Origin of the sequence: Legionella genomosp. 1 (assembly GCF_900640215.1) — a bacterium.
Classification (GTDB): Bacteria; Pseudomonadota; Gammaproteobacteria; order Legionellales; family Legionellaceae; genus Legionella_C; species Legionella_C quinlivanii_A.
In genome coordinates this window covers 46139-65101 of the sequence record NZ_CAAAJH010000006.1, presented here as the reverse complement: position 1 = coordinate 65101, position 18963 = coordinate 46139, and the positions used below count along the sequence as shown (strand labels likewise).

Sequence of the window (18963 nt, the reverse complement as noted above, 5' to 3'; positions counted from 1 at the left end):
TTAGTTTATCGCGGATTCTCATCGTTCATGTTCTTTCTTTTTATCAAGCATATAGTTCTTTGTCATCCTCTCAATCAAATTCGGTAAATCATTCTGCAATTTGTGATACAGGGATTTGTCTGCGATTATCATTTTAACTGTTTTCATCAAGGCTTTGTCTGTTTGTTCCGCATGTAATCCAGTCTGTTTCGAGCGTATAGCCGAAAGCTCGTCATATCGTTTCAGCAATGGAAATTTTTCTTTTAATTTCTCATGGATTGTTTGCCTATGGCGCTGCTGTAGAAAATGTACTCTTTCAGCGAATATTTTTTCACAACTTTTTGTCTTTTTAATTTCTTGGGCAATGTGAATTACATCTTTTGTAACCGATAAGCTATGTGCTCGTTTACTCAGCTCGCTATCTCCTTGCCAATTAAGTCTTGCATTGATAATGGCTCGAATCATTTTTACCTTCTCATAACGGGCTGCTTCTTTTGCAAGTTGGCTCACGTCAAAATGTTTAAGCTTGATCTTAGAAAGCTGTGTTTGCTCGGCTAGTAACAACTCGGCCGCTTTTTTGTCGCGTGCACATGCCAGTTTATAGAAATAATCGTATTCTTTAAGCTCTGGCATTTTAAGCCCCAGTGTTTCTGCTTTAATTTTTAATTGCCGGTACTGGTTCGCTATCTGTATTTTTAAATTGATATATTGTGCAACGTCTTTCCCGACCTGCTGGACCCTTTGCTTATTACCCGGGGTTAACTGCTGCATTTTCACGGCTTGCGCATAGTTATAGAGATAATTTGCTTTATTCTTAATTATCTGCGAAGCAGAAGTTATTCGCTTAACTGCGCGGTCTACCAGATTATCAAACTCAAACCCGTGTCGGATACCTAGATTCATTGGGTAATCTATGACGTTATCTTGTAGGGTTTTGCGTGATAGCTGTTCAACCATTGTCTTGAAATCAGGATAGTTTTTACTGTTTGCAAATATTTTTAGTTTTTCTTTGTGGCGTGTAAAGGCAACAAAGCTTAATGCTCTGTCCCACCATTGGGTATCAATGCAAACATAGGTGTTTTCAACGGACATGCCTTGTGATTTATGAACGGTCATGGCATAGGCATAATCAATTTGCTTGTAGCGCTTAGGCACGGTTACAGTTGCCCCTGAATCTAAAACGGCGGTGAAGCCTTCCTTATTGACTTGAGTAATAGTGGCTAAATCACCATTCTTCACGCCAATATCTTTATCGCCTTTCTTGAAGAATATGCGTTCCCCTTTCGTGAGATAAAAGTCTTGCAGACCGGTTTGCTCGACATAACGCCTTAAGTGCGAAGGTACTTTGATTTCCCGGTCGTCATTCATTTTCAGTGTTATGTTTTGTTCTTCATCGACTGCGACTATACGGCCTTGTTCTCCACCGATAAGCCCTAATTCGTTATCACTGTGAGTGACCATGATGTACTGGCCGGGCTGATATTGGCGGTTTTTGCTTTTTATTTCTTTGATGTAGTTGACTTGCTCAGAATCAAGAATGCCTTTTTGCATTAGGAGTTCGCGAGCGTTTAAGTTGAGACTATCTACAGTCACATTGGCATGCGCAAGGATGATGCTATTTTTTAAATCGTTATGCTGATGGATATTTGCCTGCCAAGCGTTAATCAGTAGGTCGCTTGGGCTTTTTGAACGTTCATTGTCAGCAATCACTATCGCATTTTGTCTGAGATAGTGAGTAAGCCCTTTTTCAATATTACCTTTTGCCAGTTCAATACTTGCCTGACGGTCACCGGCATGCCTTTGTCGTTTGATATCCACCATCGTGAAGCATCCCACAAGGGATGCAATCCCTTTGAAAATGGCGCCTTTCTTGATGGGTTTGAGCTGGTCTGGGTCACCGACTAAAATCAGTTTTGCCTTGGCTTCTTTCACCCGGTCGATGAGAAAAGACATATTGGCAAAATCCACCATGCCTGCTTCATCAATAATTAAAATATCATTGGCATTTAAGGTCAGCTTGCCTGACATCATTTGCGCAGTTAATGAGGCAATAGTGGATGATTCGATACCGGATTCAATCTGTAATTGCTTGGCGACTTTTCCGGCAAGGGTTGCCCCCAATACGCGGCAACCTTGCTGCTGATAGAAGTCTTTAACTGGCGTTAACATGTAACTTTTACCCACACCCGGCCGGCCAATAATGCAACTGATGTCACCGCCGTTTACGATAAATTCAAAGGCTTGGTGCTGCTCTTCACTGAGCGTTGTAGCTTGTAAAAACCGGACAACATCGGCTTTAAAGACATGATTGGTTCTTTCTTGAAGACATTCAACAGCGCTTAACAGTTTGCTTTCCTGCAAATATTGATGCCGAGTGGTAAAGGCCTTCTGACCTTGCTCGTTTTCGCCCAGGCAAATGACGTTTTTATCGGATAGTACACGCTCAACCGTTACTTGAAAAAATTCAGTATAATTTTCTTGGGTAATGGTTTTGAATAACAGCGTTTCAATATCTTTTCGGGTGAAAACGCTGTGTTCAATCGACAGAATATTGATGAAATTCTCGATATCGTTTAAAGCAATTTCTTCGCGTGCTTGCTTGATGAGTTCATTTTCTTCAAGGAGGTAATGACTCGCTTTATCCCTGAAACCGCCGTGATGTCTTTCTGGAATGATATGGTTGAGGTCTACCGTTAAATCAATTCCCTTTTCTTCAAAATATACATTCTGAAAGTCTCGCCATTGCTGATGCCATTGTTCTTTTTCGGTAATAAACCCTTTGGCGAACTGTGGGTTTAAATCACGGGCTTTGTATTTTGAAAATTGATTTTGTTCTAACCGTCTGGTGGTGATTAGGATGTGCGCATGCGGATTACCATCACCGTGGTCGTGAATGGAAACGTCCGCAGGGATTCCCTTATCGACAAAATGAGTGTGAGCAAAACGCTTGGCTAATTCGATTTGCTGAATCAAATCCAGCTCTTTGGGTAAGGCGAGCATCACATCTTTACTGACTTGGGCATTTTTTCTTGTTTCAACCCGCTCGACTTCATTCCAGATGAACTCTCGGTCTGTGAAGTTTTCCTCTGTTCCTTCGGGTAACAACAATTCAGAGAATTTAACGTCTTTTCGTTTGCTGTAATCAAACGTTTGACCAAGACGCTCATCATATAGCTTAATTCCGGCACGGTACGCAGCAGCAGCCACAGCACTGTGCCCTTTGCTCCTGCTATGCACGGAAATATTCGCATAGGAAATCGCCATATGCGTGAATTTAGCAAACAAACGATAGTTTGTATATTGCGCCCTTAGAAAATTCTTTTCTTCGGGACAGGTGGAATTCGCTGGCGCTCATGGATAAAAGCTATTGAACTAGGAGATCTGTGGGTATATGATATTTTTGATCTCGTTCAAATTTGCGGAGTTATTATGTCAAAGAAGACAGTATCGCAAATGGAAGCTGTACTTATGGATAAAATTCAAAAAGCAAAAGAAAAGCTGGATCTCTTACAAGAGAAGCACCAGCTCAAAATCGGCCACTTGGCCTACAAGCACGGCCTGAATCAAATCGATCTCAACCGCCTAGATTCTCTTTTTGCCAAATTAGCCCATGAGGTGATTCATGGACATAACTAAGCAAATTATAAGACAAAAACAAGTTATTTGCCGTGACCAGAAATTATTGACAGTTGAAAAGTTAAGAAAAAGGCGTGCGGATACTAAGCGGAAAATTGAGCTTGGTGGTCTAATAATTAAATCGGGGCTTGATTCTTTTAATAAAGCAATATTATTAGGCGCCTTTGACTACCTTCACCAAGCAATTACTGATTCTCCAGAACAGAGAGAGCTATTTCAACAGCAAGGCGAGTTAATTTTCATGAAAGGTTAGAGTCTGACTTACGCATCTATTAAAACACTTTATTTAATTTAATGGTTAAATGGTTTTGAAGAAATAAATATGTGTTGCTAGTAATCTAATCTATATTAATAATATTCAGACAGATAATTTTTTTCATGGATAGATCAGAACAGACTCAAGTTGAATTAGTTATTGGACTTGTTGCCCCCCTTGGAACCAATAGAGGGCATCTTGTTGATTTCTTAAAAAAATACTTTCAAAGTAGAGGTTACAGAGTCGAGTATATTTCCCTTACAAAAGAATTTATAAAAATTTCTCCTACAGATGTATGTGAAGCATTCGTTTATTTTTTTAAAATGCAGCTTTGCAATTATATTCGAGAAAGGTATTCAAGTGGCTTTTTTGGTTTTCTAACAACGTATTTAATATTTAAAAAAAGGCAGCGAAATTCAAAGACGGTATACCTTATTGATCAAATAAAAAATACTACTGAACAGGATGTACTTACCCATGTATATGGCAGAAACTACATCCAAATTTCTCTATTTTCAAATGAAGTCGAAAGAGATAAGCTTCTGAAATATAAATTTTCTAACGATTTTCCAATTCAAGAAGAGTCAGAATCATTTACACTTGAAATTGATCCTAACCATGAGTACGACGATTTATTTGATAGTCATCTGATTGATGATATTAAAAAATTATCGAAAAAAATCCCATCCGTCTTTTCTACAGAAATACAACCAGATGTAACTCATAACTTAATAAAAAAAGATTTTAATGATCCAAAATCACAAAAAGGCTATGGTCAAGAAGTTTCTAAATTGTTTCATAAGTCACATTATTTTTTTAATTTAGATCTACCTCTGAATAAAGTTGATCACGAAATAAAGAAGTTTGTTAAAATTGTTTGCGGAGAATATATTGACTATCCTACACAAGATGAGTTCGGGATGAATCTAGCTTATCAGGTAAGCGTAAGATCAAATTTTCCGGGGGATAGACATATAGGAGCTTCAATTCTTACTGAGCAGGGAGAAGTGATTGCTGTGGCTTCTATTCGTGCGCCATCACAATCTTCAAATCCAACTTTCGGTGATCAATGCTTAATAACAGAAGGATATGAGATATATAAAATTAAAATAGAAAAGTGGGTCAAGTATCTTAAAGAGCTTGAACCTAATCAGAATGTGAATGAAATTTCATCCTTTTTAAAAGACTCATTGGATTTCCACCCATGCACTCACGCTGAGATTGCAGCGATCATCGATGCTGCTAAAGTAGGGATATCTGTTAGAAACTGCACACTTTATACAACAACATTCCCATGTCATCTATGTGCGAAAGAAATTGTTAACTCCGGTATTAAAAGAGTGGTTTATTTAGAAGCTTACCCGAAAAGTAAAAATAAAGAACTCTATCCAAATGTAATTGACTTTGATCCCAAGAATAAATCAAAGCTATTGCCCTTTGACTTTTACTATGGAGTTGGACCACCAAATTTTGTATCGTCATATTCATTAATTAATAAAAATGTGAATGATAATTTTCCTCCTTTATTAATATACGAACATCGTAAATATTATCTCTCCAGAGAAAAAGATGTAATTAAATATTTTATTAATAAAATTAAAGGTAGAAAGCAAGGTAATATTCGGTTTTTGTCTAAACTATTTCAAGATAAAGAAACATCTAATGACAATGATTTTTAATTTCAATTGATCTATTACCCGACACTAAAATTAAATACTGATCATATAATTTTATGCAAAGAGCAATTACCTGCTCCAATTTATCCATATTCTCTAGCAAAAGGAACCTAGCAAGATCGTGTTCTCTCAATTCGGTTGCAAAAGCGAATATGAATTTTTTATTACCGAATTGTCGGGATATTGTGAGGCCATTAAAAAAGCCATAGGAAATCCTTGCCCCCATTGTTTTTTTCTCACCGCCATGTAAATGTGTAATCTGATCCCAAGGTACAAGTATAAAGTTGCTACCCTCTGTAATTCGCCTAAGTGGATCATTTAGAATTAGTTTTTCTCTGTTATAAATATCCATCCAATAGTCATGTGTACAAAACCGGTACGATATTTGATTCTCAATACCCAGAAAATATAAATAATCACAACCTAACTTTTTCAAGGTATGAAAGGCCTGATAAAATTGGAGTTCGAATTTTTCGGGAAAGCTGTTGTGAGGGTTTTTTGATTTTGAATACAACTGTAAGTCCATGCTGCTAATTAAATACATCCAGTGTTATAATAATGTACTCAAACTTTACTGGGATGTAAATGAAGAAAGCTCCTCTTACCTCGGCATTTTTAGGGACAATCATAGAGGTTTATGATTTTTCGGTATTTCCCTTTCTGATTCCGATTTTAGTTGAAGTCTTTTCTCATGAATATCCGGGTAGAGCGAGTATAAATTTTACAGTTTTAGCTTATATAGTTAGCTATTTGATTAAACCCATTGGTGCAATTAGCTGTGGCTACTTGATAGATCAATTTGGGCAAAGAAGGGTAATGTTGTACACGACGTTATTAATGACTATTGCCACATTATTAATTGGTCTGTCGCCTACTCGCTGGTTGTGCGTCAGTTATGGTTCCATTTTAATTGTCTGCCGGATAATGCAGGGCTTATCGATATCAGGCGAGTTCTCATCAGCGATGATTTTTGCTGTTGAACATGGGAAAAATCAGCCAGCCTTATTTGGCAGCTTAGCCTTTGTCGGGGGTTGTATTGGAATTGTGTTTGCAAATTTGGCAGCATTTATTCTTTTATATGTGGCACCTAATCAACAGATCATCGAGTTCGCATGGAGAATTCCCTTTCTATTAGGGGCGCTTGGTTGTTTAGCTGTTTTGTTTATCCGAAATAGTATCAAAGGAGTGGTTAGGAAGTCGCGCTCATCGTCTTTAACTTATCGGAATCTGGTGAAAACATATAAACGGGAGTTAATTGAAGCGTTTGTAATCACAAGTTTATCGGCCTCAGCCTTTTATATTACCTTTGTTTTCTTGCCGACATTTTTAACGTCACTATTAAATGCGCATTCTCATAAAGAGTCAATATTGATCACTCTCTTATCGCTAGTCCTCTATTTATTGCTCTTGCCATTTGGAGGAATCTTGGCGGATAGGATTGGCATCCGAAAACAAATAAGACTCGCATCTATCCTCTATTTACTGTTTTCATATGTAGTATTTGCATTATTGCCACAGTTGAGTATTACGAGCTGCATTGTAACGTTAGCACTTTTTGCGATAGTACAGGCATTACTCAACTCAGCGCTTCCGGCATTTCTCGTGATTCAGTTTCCAAAAGAACAACGTGGTAAGGCTCTGGCCATATCTTATAATATCAGCCTGGCTTTATTTGCAGGGCTAATGCCTTACTGGCTGATAACGTCAAACGATCAAGTTAATCCGGGTATTCCAATTACCATTTGTGCAGCTCTAAGTTTGTTAATTATTAATCATGAAAGGAAAAGCTATGGTTATCTACGAAGTAAATTTGGCTATTGATTCTGATATATATCCTGAATACCAAGAGTGGCTGAAGAAACATGCAGAGGAAATGATTCAGTTACCGGGTTTTATCAAAGCTAAGATCCTAAAACCAGAAGAAGCGGTAAGTAGTCAGGAGAAGTTGACTGTACAATATGTGCTTGAGAGCAGGGCAGCGTTAGATCAGTATTTTACTGAATTTGCACCTAAAATGCGGGGAGATGGACTTGCACGATTTGAAGGTAAGTTTTCAGCTGAAAGAAAAATTTTTGAAGTTCAGCATAGTATGAGAAAATAATTATACTTAAATAATGTATCAATATTGAAATTATACGTGTATGCGTATACTATAAGCTTACATCTGATTTAGTCTTAATATATAAGGATACAACATGGATAAAAGGGTTTTTAAAGAGGCGGAAGCAGCAAGTTATATCTGCATGAGTCGTTCTTTTCTTTCTCAAGATAGGGCATATGGAACACTAGCTAACCGCACGCCCGGTCCTAAATATATTAAAATAGGCCGTTCAATTCGCTATTTAAAAGAAGATTTGGATACATGGCTCGAGCAGCATAGATGCTCTTGATTGTCTAGCTAACCCCTCAAATTAACTAATATCAATTTACGGTGCATGGTTTAAGCAGCCATGCATCGTCTTTTCTATTTTCTTAAAGCTACTTGTCAATTCAGATTTTCAGAAACGTAATGCTGTTTTGCAAAATAAAACAAATCGATCTAGCTATATTCTTCAGGATCGATTCCTAGTTATAAGCTACCCATTAATAAATATAACTCTAATGTATCTGCACTTTACGCATCAACATACAATAAAATAGCACTTTATATGCACTTTGTAAGAAGACATAAGTACGAGGTAATTATCGTAACCTATTGATTTTATTGGTCGGAGTGACAGGAATTGAACCTGCGACCCCTGCCTCCCGAAGGCAGTGCTCTACCAGTCTGAGCTACACTCCGTTGACTCTAATGATTTCGATTTATCGCAAATTCGGCCAACTCCACCAGCGCTGTCTTGTACTGGGATGCGGGCAAAATATCCAGGGCAGAAAGCGCGTGGTTGACTTCCTCTGCCGCACATTGCTTTGTGTAGGCAATGGATTGCGTTTCTTCGATTATCTGCAATATAGCTTCCAGTTTATCGCGATTGCCTGTTTGCAGGCTTTCTCTGATAATTTGCTGTTGTTCTGAATTTGAGTGCTCCAGTGCATGTAATAATGGCATGGTTGCCTTTCCATCTGCAAGATCATCGCCGATATTTTTGCCGATGGTTTTACTGTCTGCACAGTAGTCGAGGGCATCGTCAATGAGTTGAAAGGCATTCCCCAGATGCAGTCCATAAGCATAAAGCGCCTTTTCCAAAGGTTCGCCGGCATTGCTAAGGATAGCGCCAATCGATGCGGCGGCGGCAAATAACAGGGCGGTTTTTGCGCGAATCACATCATAATAGTCTTTTACGGTGAGTGAGGAATTATGCTTGTTGACCAGCTGCTTGACTTCCCCACAGCTAATTTGATGAGAGGTGTCAGCCAGAAGGTGAAGAACTGACCAGTTGTGTACATTCACCATCAATTGAACAGACTGGGTGAAGAGATAATCCCCTACGAGTATACTGGCTTTACTGCCCCAGATTTCATTAGCAGTTTCTCTTCCGCGTCTTAAGGTAGATTCGTCAACCACATCGTCATGTAATAAGGTTGCCGTGTGAAAATACTCAATCATGGCGGCCAGGGGAATGTGATCCCTGCCTTCATATCCACAGGCGCGGCTTGCTAATAATAACAGAAGAGGGCGTAAGCGTTTACCGCCGCTCTGGACAATATAGTGCGACAAGTCTTCAATTAATCCGACCTGTGACTGAATTTTATCAATAATTAATGAATTAACGGCTTCAAAGTCTTCGCTGACTAATGCCCTCAAACGATTAACCGTCATAATCTGCCCCTGCGCTTGTTATGCTCGCATGCTAAGTCGGGTCAGCGATAATGTCAAGTTTGAAGAGGACGGCAACAGAAGTGCCATGCTCTAAACATGCCTGCTCTTTGCGGTATTCAAAATGTAAATGGTCTAAACTCAAAATATAAGTTGAGTCAGGATAACCGCAATGACAATAAATAATCCGCAATCAATTTGGATGATTAGCAATATTAGCGATGATAAGTTTTTGCCGTTCAAGGTAGAAATCGTGGGGCAGATCAATGAGCTTCCCAAGCAATCCCCCTATGCCATTGTGATGTCTAAAAAAGAGCGGCAGGAGTGGGTTGCCTTGTTGCGCGAACTCCGTTCCATTCCGACGTATCGGTATACACCTATTTTTTATCATGGAGACATTGATGAGTCTCTTCAAGACTTATTTGATGGTTCGGCTGACGATGAATTATTGACTAAAGCTCATGCGATTCATCAGCGATTAAAAAAAATTCCGGGGAATGTGCTTCTGTCAGAAGAGAAAGAGGTAATGCTAAGCACTTATCTTTACACACGTCCTGAGTTGAAATTAAGAGGTCAGATTAGTTATCACAATCCCTATGTCTATTATTTTCCATTAATTACTCTGTTTTCCTCTCAAGAGGAGAAAAGGGATGACTGGGAATTTCTTGAAGATTTGGTCTTAAGGGATATCCTTTCTCAGCATAATTTGATTGATGAAATCAAGATTTGCAGTTTCTGTAGTTCCGGTCTGTTAAATTTAAAAAATTCTTGTCCCAGCTGCCATTCGATTCGTATTAAATTACAGAATTTTGTTCATTGTTATACTTGCGGCAAAATAGGGCCTGTTCCAGAGTTTCTTCGTCGGGAGCGATTGATTTGCAGCCGCTGTAATACCAAGCTCGAAGAACTGGGTGTGGATTATGATAAGCCTGTCGAAGATAAAATGTGCATGGATTGCGGTCATTTTTTTGCTGAAGCGGAAGTGAATATGATGTGTCTGGTTTGTCAGCGTCTTTTTTTCATTGATGAATTAAAAACGAGATACTTGTATGACTATTCATTAACACGGAGAGCTGAATATCTGGTACAGGGTATAGAAAAGGAAATTTATCATAATTTTCATCAGTTTTTTAATGTCATTGACTATATCGTTTTTATGGCGATTGTATCCTGGCAAGCCAAACTGGCAGAACGTTATAACACCTGGTATTTCAGCATAATGACCTTGCGCATTCTCAATGAAGATCAATTGCTGCATGAGAAAGGAATTGTTAATACCGAGCGGTCTATGGGGCAATTTTTTAAAAAATTGCGGCAAATCTTTCGCGAGAGTGATTTGTCCTCCAGGATGGAAGGTACAATGTTTTTTCTGTTACCAATGACAGACCGAGAGGGTTGTCTCGCCTTAATCGATCGTATTCGCCAATACCTCTCACAGGAGATGGGCTCGGAAATTAAAGAGCTGGCTTTGGGCTTGAGTTACCTGACCTCCTCTGAAATGATTAGCGGGCAGATGGAGGGAGAGCTTATAACTACTGAATTACTGGCGAGACTCAATGATAGCAGCTCTCACTTGCTCAGTTCTGGAAAATGAGGCGTATTTAGCTCTTAATCTTTTTTAATTGAGATTGTCTGTAATTATCCACGAGCGAAAGCTGGCGAATATCCAGTAAGTGGATGATGCCAATCATCGTGGAATTATTAATTCGTCCCTTTTTGCGAAGCTGTCTTAGCTCTTTGCGGGCGCCTTCCAGGGCTGCCAGGCGTAAAGATTCTTCAAAATCAAGTGCTTTCAGGCTTGCCATTTTCTCTGTTTCTCCGCCGACACTGGAGGAAACAAATTGACTCAGGGAAGCAGTAAGTGTTTTGCCCACTTGTGTACAGAGATTGAGTTCTTCTTCATTTAAATTTTCGGCCAGTTGAGCAAGTTCCTGTTCTATAGCCTGTATACCAGCCTGGGCGGCTGCGATTCGGGCCTGAAACTCTTCATCATCCGGCGATTCGATAATTAAAGAGCGCAGGCTGGGAATAATGAGAGGGAGTACTATTGCACTCAATAACAGGGAACAGAGTACGACCCCCACGACTACGCTGATTAAGAGATCCCTCATGGGGAAGGGTGAGCCGTCAGGCATCCAGGTAGGTAATGAAAGGATTGCTGCTAAAGCGATAGCTCCGCGAATTCCGCCAAACGCTATGGCGGTTACAATTTTTAAATTGGGGATTTTCCACTCTGCCTGTTTTCGTCTCGCTATCATTGCCTCAAAAGGCAAGGTCAGATAAATCCAGAGTGCCCTGAGCGCAATCAGAGAGCAGGTTATCAATGCAATAATCAGGAAGCAATTCGATACGCTGGTGCCGGTATAAGCAATGATTTGAAAGGAATTGGGTAAATATAAACCCAGTAAAATGAAAATGATGCCATTTAAGGTAGTTTCGAGCATACCCCAGACAAAACGGCCTTCAATACGCATGATAGCCATTGTTTTATCCAGAAAACCGGCCTGATCGAGGGTAAAACCGGCAGCCACTGCGGCAATAATGCCTGAGCATCCCAGATGTTCGGCTGCAAGATAGGCTGCGTAAGGCAAAAGTAAAAGCAGCAGATTTTCGGTGGTGGTTTCACTGGCGTTCCGACGGCTTAACTGTCCAAGTGCGGCAATGAATAAATAGGTCAGCAGAACCCCAATGATAATTCCTCCTAATCCCACCAGAAGCAGACTGATAGTGGCATTAGTGAAGGAAAAGAACCCGGTCAGCATCGCGGTAACTGAAAATTTAAAAGACACAAGACCAGAGGCGTCATTTAATAATGCCTCGCCTTGCAGAATATGCCGCAAACGCTCGGGCATTCCGGTTTTGCTGGTCATTGATTTTAAAGATACAGCGTCAGTCGGCGATAAAGCTGCGGCCAGTGCGAAGCAGGCTGCTAATGGGATTGAGGGTTCAAGCCAGTGAAGCAGATACCCCATGCCGGCGACCGTAAAAAAAACGAGCCCGATAGAGAGCATAATAATCGGGCGGGTATTGGAAAAGAACTCTCTTTTAGGGAAATGCCAGCTGTCGCTGAATAATAATGGAGGTATGAACAACAGCATGAACAACTCAGGATTAAAACCAATATAAAAGTTGGGGGACAGGCTGCTGGCAAGCGCTCCCAGCGCGATTTGGACCAGTGGTGAGGGTAATGAGGGTAATAGTCGGGAAACCACGCCCGAAATAACCAGGATAAATAAGAGAACAAGACAGGTGAACATGCTTTCCATTCTTACTCCTGGTATGGATTAAATTGAACTTAGTCTATCATAAAATAATTTATCCGGCTGAAATAGTTTTATAAACTGGCGTTTGCTCGGGTATTTTGTACTAAACTTAAAGGGTAAGAACAATTAAGGACAAATGATAGTTCAGTCCAGATCCGCCGTTCAATTCAATAAATCAAACGATCTTAAATAAAAATTCATAATTAGGAGATAAATATGAAAAGGATGATAGCATTTCTATTCACCGTGATGGCATTTTCTCTGCATGCCAACACAGGCAGCAGCACGAATTCCACCACATCAACCGGCACTAATGCAACCAGCACTCCTGATACGGGCACTTCCTCTACAACGGGTACAGGCAGCACGGGTACAGGAACTAACGGAACAGACTCCACGACAGGAACTACGGGAACGGGTACAGACAACAATACTACAACAAATCCTGGAACCAATAATACCGGAACAGGCACAACCAATCCTGGAACCGATAGCACCGGAACAGGCACAACCAATCCTGGAACTGAAAGCACCGGAACAGGCACAGGCACAACCAATCCTGGAACTGACAGCACAGGGACAGGTACAGGTACAACCAATCCTGGAACAGGTAGTACTGGAACAGGAAGTGGCAGTTCAAATGGTTCTTCTTATTAGTTCCTGACGAAGGAGCCAGTTTAATTTCCCGCTTGGGCGGGAAATTTTCTGGTGCAGCAAAAGAGGATCAAATATTTATGAAGATGAAACAAACAGGATATTCTCGCTCTGTAAACCAGCCTTCAATTCCTTGTTTCAGAACCTGTAACTTCTACATTCAGAGCTTGTGGACCTCGTACGGTGTGCTCTGCAACGAACGTTACTTCTGAACCCTCTATCAGAGTGCGAAAGCCTGTGCACTGAATCTCTCGAAAATGCACGAAATAATCCTCATTATTGGCCATAATAAATCCATAACCTTTTTTAGCATTAAACCATTTAACCTTTCCTTTAATTTTATCCGTCATAAAATTTACTCCATTAATTGTACAGTAGCGTATGTCATGGTTAGCGCGATTTAAGGGAAAAACGACTATGATTTATCATCTCTTGTTTGTATTTATTTATAAATAGTGGAATTTACAGGATTTATTAGTGGTTTTCCTTAGCATCAGGTTGTATTTTATTTAGTTGTTAATATTAAATATTGTCTATAATGTTTTATAAAGCGTCTAGTCAAGGATAGATAATGAAAGACAAAGAACAGGTTCCTTTTCCCTATAATCTGCAGGAAATACGAAACGAAGCAAGAAATAGTCTACAAGACGGTGCGGTGACCTGTGACTATCCGCTTGATTTAACGCAGGCCTGCAAGTTGTTAAATGATGCTTTGGCGACAGAGATCTTATGTGTATTGCGCTATCGCCACCATCAGATTATTGCCAAGGGCATTGATTACATCCAGGTGGCTGCAGAATTTGAAGAACATGCGCAGCAGGAAGAGCATCATATGCTTATGATTGCTGAGCGAATTAATCAGTTGGGAGGTGACCCTGATTTCAATCCTGCCAACATTCTTTCACGTTCTGCTACAGAGTTCGGTTCCAGTACCGATTTGCGCGGTATGATTGAGGATGATCTGGTTGCTGAGCGAATTGCGATTATGGTCTATCGCAAATTAATCGCCTGGTTTGGACAGGAAGATCCCACCACGCGGCGCATGCTGGAAGTGATTCTGGAGGAAGAAGAGGACCACGCCAATGATCTGGCAGACTTGCTTGCTTTAACTCACTAGCGCGGAGCCGACTGCGCTTCGCTTATTCAGGAACAAGGTCGTATAGGCGAGGCGCATCAGATTGTTCTTTCTCCAGAATGCTGGCAAGTTTTCTATTGATAGAGTCCATATTAAACTCAAAACAAGCATATACCAGCACTGTTGCCAGAATATTTTGCGCGATGCTGCCCCGAGTTATTTCTGGCAGATAAATGCGGCATTTGATTTTATTGCCTTTACGAACGATTAGGAACTGGTCCTCAAAATAAGCTGCCAGTCCATTTTGCTGGCAGTGTTCGCTAATTCTTAAATTATCGGCATTCAGACTGAATAAAGCCACGGGGCAATCAGGAACTGTTCGCATCGCATAAACCTGATCATCATCTGCATTTAAAATACAGTAGCCTTTAGAGTGGACGCTGCGTACCAGGGTTTCTTTGACTCGTTCAAAATCTGAGTTTTCTTTTGCAACATTCATTACGATGCCAACATCACAGTAGTCAAACGCCAGTCCGAAATCATAGATACTTTCGGCATCGCATTCAAAAACCGCAAAGTTTACGGCCGGATCCCTTAATACTGTTCTCACCTGGTTAAATGGCTTGTCGTTGGCAAAGGTAATTGGCTGTCCAGTGATACAGGCTCCGTTAATAGAGGTAAATCCACTTGAAAAATCGTATTTTTCTGCCATTGACGCAATTAATTGAGCCAGTCCTGGCTGCCCTTTGACGCCGGAGAAAGCAACTATGGGAATGCGTGAAGATTGATTAGGTGGATAGAGCATATCAATAATAGATGCTGCAATAGGTTTTACAAGGGGATACTGGCCAAGGCGGGGAGTTGCATTCACTTGACAGACTGCTTTGCTGGTCTCATTAAGTGGTAAACGAATATCTTCACTCACTATAACCACTTCGCATATGCTGAGGTGCATTAGCCTTGCAACACGCTCCGCAAGAAATGCATAGGAAGGATGGGTTTGAGACGTAACCTCCGTTGCGGTAATTTCTTTTTCTTCTTTAATTTGGGCGATTGGCTGGTTCTGTTTGATCACCGCAGCCAGTTTGAAATTAATGACTAGAAAAATAAAACTCTGACCTTTGACACTCGAACTTTGAGTTACGGGTATGCATTGAGAATCCAGAATTTTTTTCACTGCTGTTTCATCATAAGTATTATCAACACCGATACTGCTATTCTGAGACCCCAGGGTTGTGCAAAGAAGCTTTTGATTACATCCTTGTCCAAGCCGATAGAACGGTTCGTTATCAAGCCGATAATAAGGTATATTTCTCTTCTCAGCTTCTTTTAAAATAGACAGAATACCTGGGGCTGGACTGGCAAGTACTCGGATTTGTTTCAGATAGGACAGATCGTTTTCCAGGCAAAGATAAGGCTTGCAGAGCGCCAGGCACTCAACGATAGAGACCGCAGTTTTCGCTGCGTATAAGCCTGCTTCCTCTAATTCGTAACTAAAAACAATCTGATACACCCCCTTGCTGGCAACATAGTGGGTCCTGCCGAAACTGCAGCTCATGCCCGACAGAGATTGTAATTCAAGAGCGACTTGTTCAATGACGCTGCTTAAGGGGATACCTCTTCGCAGTCTTTGCAAAAATCCCCCCTCGCAATTATCTGAAGAGGGATTTTCTGCCAGAGAAGGGAGCAGCTTTTCCAAGGCGTCAGTAAATCCCTGAAATGAGTTACTTGGGCGCGCCCCGTATTTTAACAGATCCAGTTCCAGGACTATTAAACGAGTATGTGTATTTGACCAGTAATTTGGTCCCTGTAAAGCATTTAGTTTCAAAATTTCCATTTTAACTAGAGCTCTCCTTGTCTCTAACAAATGTTTAATTTCTCATCGCATTTCAAATTCAGACCTGGTTAATAATTTCTACTTCACATGCTTTCAATCCCTTATCTTCCTTACAAGGAGAAAAACTCACGTCAGCTCCTTCAGTCAATGTTCTGAATCCTGTCGCCTGAATATTACGAAAATGCACAAAATAGTCTTGCCCATCAGCATGGATAAATCCAAATCCTTTTTTAGGATCAAACCATTTTACCTTGCCTGTTAATCGTTCAGTCATTCTATTTCCTCAATGCCTTGAATTATAAGAAGAACTGAAACGATAACCTGTTATTATCAATCAAAAAATACGGGTTTTTAACTTTACACTAATGGTTAACCACTATTCATAATTAAACCAGCGGTATCATGACCCTGAAAATAGCGCCTCTACTCTCTCCCTTATTCTCCGCCTCCATAAAGCCGCTGTGCAATTTGACCAGATAGGCAGAAAATGCAAGGCCGATTCCCATTCCCTCTTTAGCCTTTATGCCATCGTCTTCGTTAAATAGTCGAAGAATTCTTGTTAATTGTTCTTTTTTCATACCCACACCATGATCCTCGAACACGATCTGGGCATAACTCTTTTGATTTAAAACCAAATGCTCTGTTTTGATCAACAACTCTCCGCTTTCAAAACTGAATTTAACAGCATTGGCCAGCAAATTACAAAAAACCTGTTTAATCCGAAACGAGTCCGCGCGAATTATGAGCGGGTGCGGCGTCAGGCATTTTTTAACTTGCAGGTTTCTGTTTTGTATCAGCGAAATAACTGATTGCAGGGATTTGTTAAGAATAGAATTAACATCAGTGAACTCAAATTCCATTGGTGTTTTATTTAAAAGCACTTCGGAAATGTGAATAAGATTATCGATAATTTTATTTTGTCGAAGTGCACTTTCCTCAATAAAATTCAGGCCGGTTTGTAATTTATCCGGAGGAGATGAGGTAGTTTTTAATAATTGAGCCCAGGTCAAAATTGAAGTAAGCGGTGAGCGAAGATCATGGGAAAGAGTGGCTAAAAAAAGTTTTCTGGCATAACCTTCCTCGGTTGCCGCTGTTTTATAAAGACTGGAAAGACTGTCAATTTCCCTTTGCTGTAATAAATGGCCTGTATGATAAGCAATTAACTCAAGACAGGAGATACTCATATCATCCGGTCTCTCTGCATGTGTCCAATATATTAAAAGATTGCCCAGGGCGCTTTTTGTTGGGCTTGACACAGGAATAAGTATAAAGCGGCTTGCAATATCCTCGGTGAGCATGGGATTGTCAATATAGAAACTATTATGAATTTTTTCAGCTTTTTGACTTAGGCGCAAAATGGAGGCGGGATTAACGCTCAGGTTTTCCCCCACTTCTATAAGCACCTGATGAGTATCCACATTCTGCAGACTCAATTGGGCATAAGACACTTTAAACAGCTGGATGATAAGCTCCAGATGCTCCTGGAGAAGGGAGTAGAGGCTTTTGTTACCTGTGCATTGCACAGTCAACTGATGTAGGCAACGCATCATTTGTTGCGCATCAGGAGTGGAATTAGTGTTTTCAGCGTTACCCACGAACATAACTTTCAATATTAAATCACCTTGATAATGGCCCAAACGAAATATATTTTATACGCGAGCCCGCGATAAAAATGAATTGTCAAGCGATATTAATCTCTTTAAGATACGCAATAATTGATGATTCAGGAAGTCAAATCAATGCATAAATCTAATTTTTGCGTCTATCTGGTAGAAGATGATCTTTCCATCAGCAGAGCGCTTATGGCCTTGTTTGAATCGGTGCAAATTGAGGTGGTTTGTTACAATGATCCCTATCTTTTTCTGGAAGCTTTTCAACGTGGAGAGGTTCAGAATGGTTGTATCATTCTGGATGTGCGGCTTCCAAACATGGGGGGATTGGAGTTACAGGAGAGTTTGACACAGAACAAAAATTTATTGCCTGTTATTTTTATTACTGCGCATGGTGATATTGAAATGGCTGTAAGAGCCATGAAAATTGGCGCGTTCGATTTCATCCCCAAGCCTTTTAACAACCAGCAACTACTGGCTGCAGTGCAGAAGTCATTTGCTGCTATTCCCTTGTGTAATACTGTCACCCGGTTTAAAGACGATATGATGAAACTAACGCCTCGGGAAAAGGAAGTTCTGGAATATGTAATTAATGGCAAAATGAACAAAGAGATCGGCTATACCCTCAATATTGCACTGTCCACAGTGGAGATTCATCGAGCGAATATCATGAGGAAACTGGGAATGAAGAATCTTGCGGAACTAATTAATTATTATTTAATGACCCGTCAGGTCAATAATAATTATCTGGCAGGTTCTTATAATGCGATAAGCAGCTAGGCGGAAAATTAGCCATGATAAAATATGAAATCAGCGTGGAAATTCATCCGGATATATTCGATGAGTATATGGCATGGCTCAACACGCATGTCGGTAAATTACTTGATATTGAAGGTTTTTTAAAAGCTGAAGTATTGACCTGCATCGAAACAGAACCGGTTTCATGGAAAAAAATCAAGGTCGACTATTATGTGAAAAACTATCTGGCCTATCAGTCTTATCTGGAGCATCATGCTGCAGCAATGCGAAGCGAAGTACCTGATGATTTTAAAGGTCTTTATAGTATAGAGCGAAGGATTTATGAAATTAGTGAGGTAATTAATCATTAATTGAAGTATACCGATGAATTGCTCCAAGCAACTAACCTGTCGTCTTTGCGAACAAAGTGAAGCAATCCAGATCGAATCTTGAACAAAGTTAGGATCTGGTTTGCTTCGCTGACG

19 protein-coding genes and 1 tRNA gene are annotated in these 18963 nt (G+C 40.3%); 11 read left to right on the top strand and 9 right to left on the bottom strand.

Annotated elements, in window-relative coordinates:
* Nucleotides 1–18: 18 nt before the first annotated feature.
* The gene (traA, locus tag E1O89_RS07735; protein ID WP_262337462.1) at nucleotides 19–3243 is read right to left on the bottom strand and encodes a Ti-type conjugative transfer relaxase TraA; all 3225 of its coding nucleotides are present in this window, start codon (nucleotides 3241–3243) and stop codon (nucleotides 19–21) included.
* A 165-nt stretch (nucleotides 3244–3408) separates the two neighbouring features.
* Between traA and E1O89_RS07730 the strand changes: the two genes are divergently transcribed.
* The 3 genes from E1O89_RS07730 to E1O89_RS07720 all read left to right on the top strand — a co-directional run bounded on the left by E1O89_RS07730 (nucleotide 3409) and on the right by E1O89_RS07720 (nucleotide 5550).
* Nucleotides 3409–3615, top strand: a complete 207-nt coding sequence (locus E1O89_RS07730) for a hypothetical protein (protein WP_133139672.1) — start codon at nucleotides 3409–3411, stop codon at nucleotides 3613–3615.
* On the top strand, nucleotides 3602–3868 hold the full coding sequence (locus E1O89_RS07725) for a conjugal transfer protein TraD (protein WP_133139671.1): 267 nt from the start codon (nucleotides 3602–3604) through the stop codon (nucleotides 3866–3868). Before E1O89_RS07730 ends, E1O89_RS07725 begins: the two co-directional genes overlap by 14 nt.
* Nucleotides 3869–3993: 125 nt before the next feature.
* A complete protein-coding gene (locus E1O89_RS07720; RefSeq protein WP_133139670.1) occupies nucleotides 3994–5550 on the top strand; it encodes a deaminase in 1557 nt (518 codons plus the stop codon).
* Here E1O89_RS07720 and E1O89_RS07715 read toward each other — a convergent pair.
* Nucleotides 5531–6073 (bottom strand): autoinducer binding domain-containing protein, encoded by a 543-nt coding sequence (locus tag E1O89_RS07715; protein WP_165483101.1) that lies wholly within the window; start codon nucleotides 6071–6073, stop codon nucleotides 5531–5533. The two genes, E1O89_RS07720 and E1O89_RS07715, sit on opposite strands and share 20 nt — an antisense overlap.
* A gap of 59 nt (nucleotides 6074–6132) precedes the next feature.
* Between E1O89_RS07715 and E1O89_RS07710 the strand changes: the two genes are divergently transcribed.
* The 3 genes from E1O89_RS07710 to E1O89_RS07700 all read left to right on the top strand — a co-directional run bounded on the left by E1O89_RS07710 (nucleotide 6133) and on the right by E1O89_RS07700 (nucleotide 7937).
* Complete coding sequence (locus E1O89_RS07710; protein WP_133139668.1) at nucleotides 6133–7368, top strand: MFS transporter; 1236 nt, start codon at nucleotides 6133–6135, stop codon at nucleotides 7366–7368.
* The gene (locus tag E1O89_RS07705; protein WP_133139667.1) at nucleotides 7337–7648 is read left to right on the top strand and encodes a DUF4286 family protein; all 312 of its coding nucleotides are present in this window, start codon (nucleotides 7337–7339) and stop codon (nucleotides 7646–7648) included. Before E1O89_RS07710 ends, E1O89_RS07705 begins: the two co-directional genes overlap by 32 nt.
* 94 nt (nucleotides 7649–7742) lie before the next feature.
* The gene (locus E1O89_RS07700; protein WP_133139666.1) at nucleotides 7743–7937 is read left to right on the top strand and encodes a helix-turn-helix domain-containing protein; all 195 of its coding nucleotides are present in this window, start codon (nucleotides 7743–7745) and stop codon (nucleotides 7935–7937) included.
* A gap of 315 nt (nucleotides 7938–8252) precedes the next feature.
* On the opposite strand, the gene E1O89_RS07695 is transcribed toward E1O89_RS07700, so the two are convergent.
* Both E1O89_RS07695 and E1O89_RS07690 read right to left on the bottom strand, forming a co-directional pair.
* Nucleotides 8253–8329 (bottom strand) — tRNA-Pro (locus E1O89_RS07695).
* A 6-nt stretch (nucleotides 8330–8335) separates the two neighbouring features.
* Nucleotides 8336–9304 (bottom strand): polyprenyl synthetase family protein, encoded by a 969-nt coding sequence (locus E1O89_RS07690; protein ID WP_133139665.1) that lies wholly within the window; start codon nucleotides 9302–9304, stop codon nucleotides 8336–8338.
* A 169-nt stretch (nucleotides 9305–9473) separates the two neighbouring features.
* Here E1O89_RS07690 and E1O89_RS07685 point away from each other — a divergent pair, with 169 nt between their 5' ends.
* Nucleotides 9474–10895 (top strand): GGDEF domain-containing protein, encoded by a 1422-nt coding sequence (locus E1O89_RS07685; protein ID WP_133139664.1) that lies wholly within the window; start codon nucleotides 9474–9476, stop codon nucleotides 10893–10895.
* Nucleotides 10896–10902: 7 nt separating this feature from the next.
* Here the strand turns inward: E1O89_RS07685 and E1O89_RS07680 are convergent, their stop codons facing one another.
* Entirely contained in the window at nucleotides 10903–12567 is a 1665-nt protein-coding gene (locus E1O89_RS07680) for a Na+/H+ antiporter (protein WP_133139663.1), read from the bottom strand.
* A gap of 213 nt (nucleotides 12568–12780) precedes the next feature.
* On the opposite strand from E1O89_RS07680, the gene E1O89_RS07675 reads away from it, so the two are divergent.
* Nucleotides 12781–13221, top strand: a complete 441-nt coding sequence (locus E1O89_RS07675; RefSeq protein ID WP_133139662.1) for a hypothetical protein — start codon at nucleotides 12781–12783, stop codon at nucleotides 13219–13221.
* A gap of 122 nt (nucleotides 13222–13343) precedes the next feature.
* Here the strand turns inward: E1O89_RS07675 and E1O89_RS07670 are convergent, their stop codons facing one another.
* Entirely contained in the window at nucleotides 13344–13568 is a 225-nt protein-coding gene (locus tag E1O89_RS07670) for a cold-shock protein (RefSeq protein ID WP_112220719.1), read from the bottom strand.
* 221 nt (nucleotides 13569–13789) lie between these two features.
* On the opposite strand from E1O89_RS07670, the gene E1O89_RS07665 reads away from it, so the two are divergent.
* Nucleotides 13790–14335: a bacterioferritin gene (locus E1O89_RS07665; RefSeq protein WP_133139661.1), complete on the top strand. Its 546-nt coding sequence runs from the start codon at nucleotides 13790–13792 to the stop codon at nucleotides 14333–14335.
* 22 nt (nucleotides 14336–14357) lie between these two features.
* On the opposite strand, the gene E1O89_RS07660 is transcribed toward E1O89_RS07665, so the two are convergent.
* The 3 genes from E1O89_RS07660 to E1O89_RS07650 all read right to left on the bottom strand — a co-directional run bounded on the left by E1O89_RS07660 (nucleotide 14358) and on the right by E1O89_RS07650 (nucleotide 17731).
* On the bottom strand, nucleotides 14358–16130 hold the full coding sequence (locus tag E1O89_RS07660) for a cyanophycin synthetase family protein (protein WP_133139660.1): 1773 nt from the start codon (nucleotides 16128–16130) through the stop codon (nucleotides 14358–14360).
* Between the two features lie 58 nt (nucleotides 16131–16188).
* Nucleotides 16189–16404 carry a cold-shock protein gene (locus E1O89_RS07655; protein ID WP_133139659.1) on the bottom strand — a complete coding sequence of 72 codons (216 nt, stop codon included), beginning with the start codon at nucleotides 16402–16404 and terminating at the stop codon, nucleotides 16189–16191.
* A gap of 112 nt (nucleotides 16405–16516) precedes the next feature.
* Entirely contained in the window at nucleotides 16517–17731 is a 1215-nt protein-coding gene (locus E1O89_RS07650; protein ID WP_262337461.1) for a sensor histidine kinase, read from the bottom strand.
* A gap of 138 nt (nucleotides 17732–17869) precedes the next feature.
* On the opposite strand from E1O89_RS07650, the gene E1O89_RS07645 reads away from it, so the two are divergent.
* A complete protein-coding gene (locus tag E1O89_RS07645) occupies nucleotides 17870–18520 on the top strand; it encodes a response regulator transcription factor (RefSeq protein WP_165483100.1) in 651 nt (216 codons plus the stop codon).
* A 14-nt stretch (nucleotides 18521–18534) separates the two neighbouring features.
* A complete protein-coding gene (locus E1O89_RS07640) occupies nucleotides 18535–18849 on the top strand; it encodes a DUF4286 family protein (protein WP_133139656.1) in 315 nt (104 codons plus the stop codon).
* Nucleotides 18850–18963: the final 114 nt, after the last annotated feature.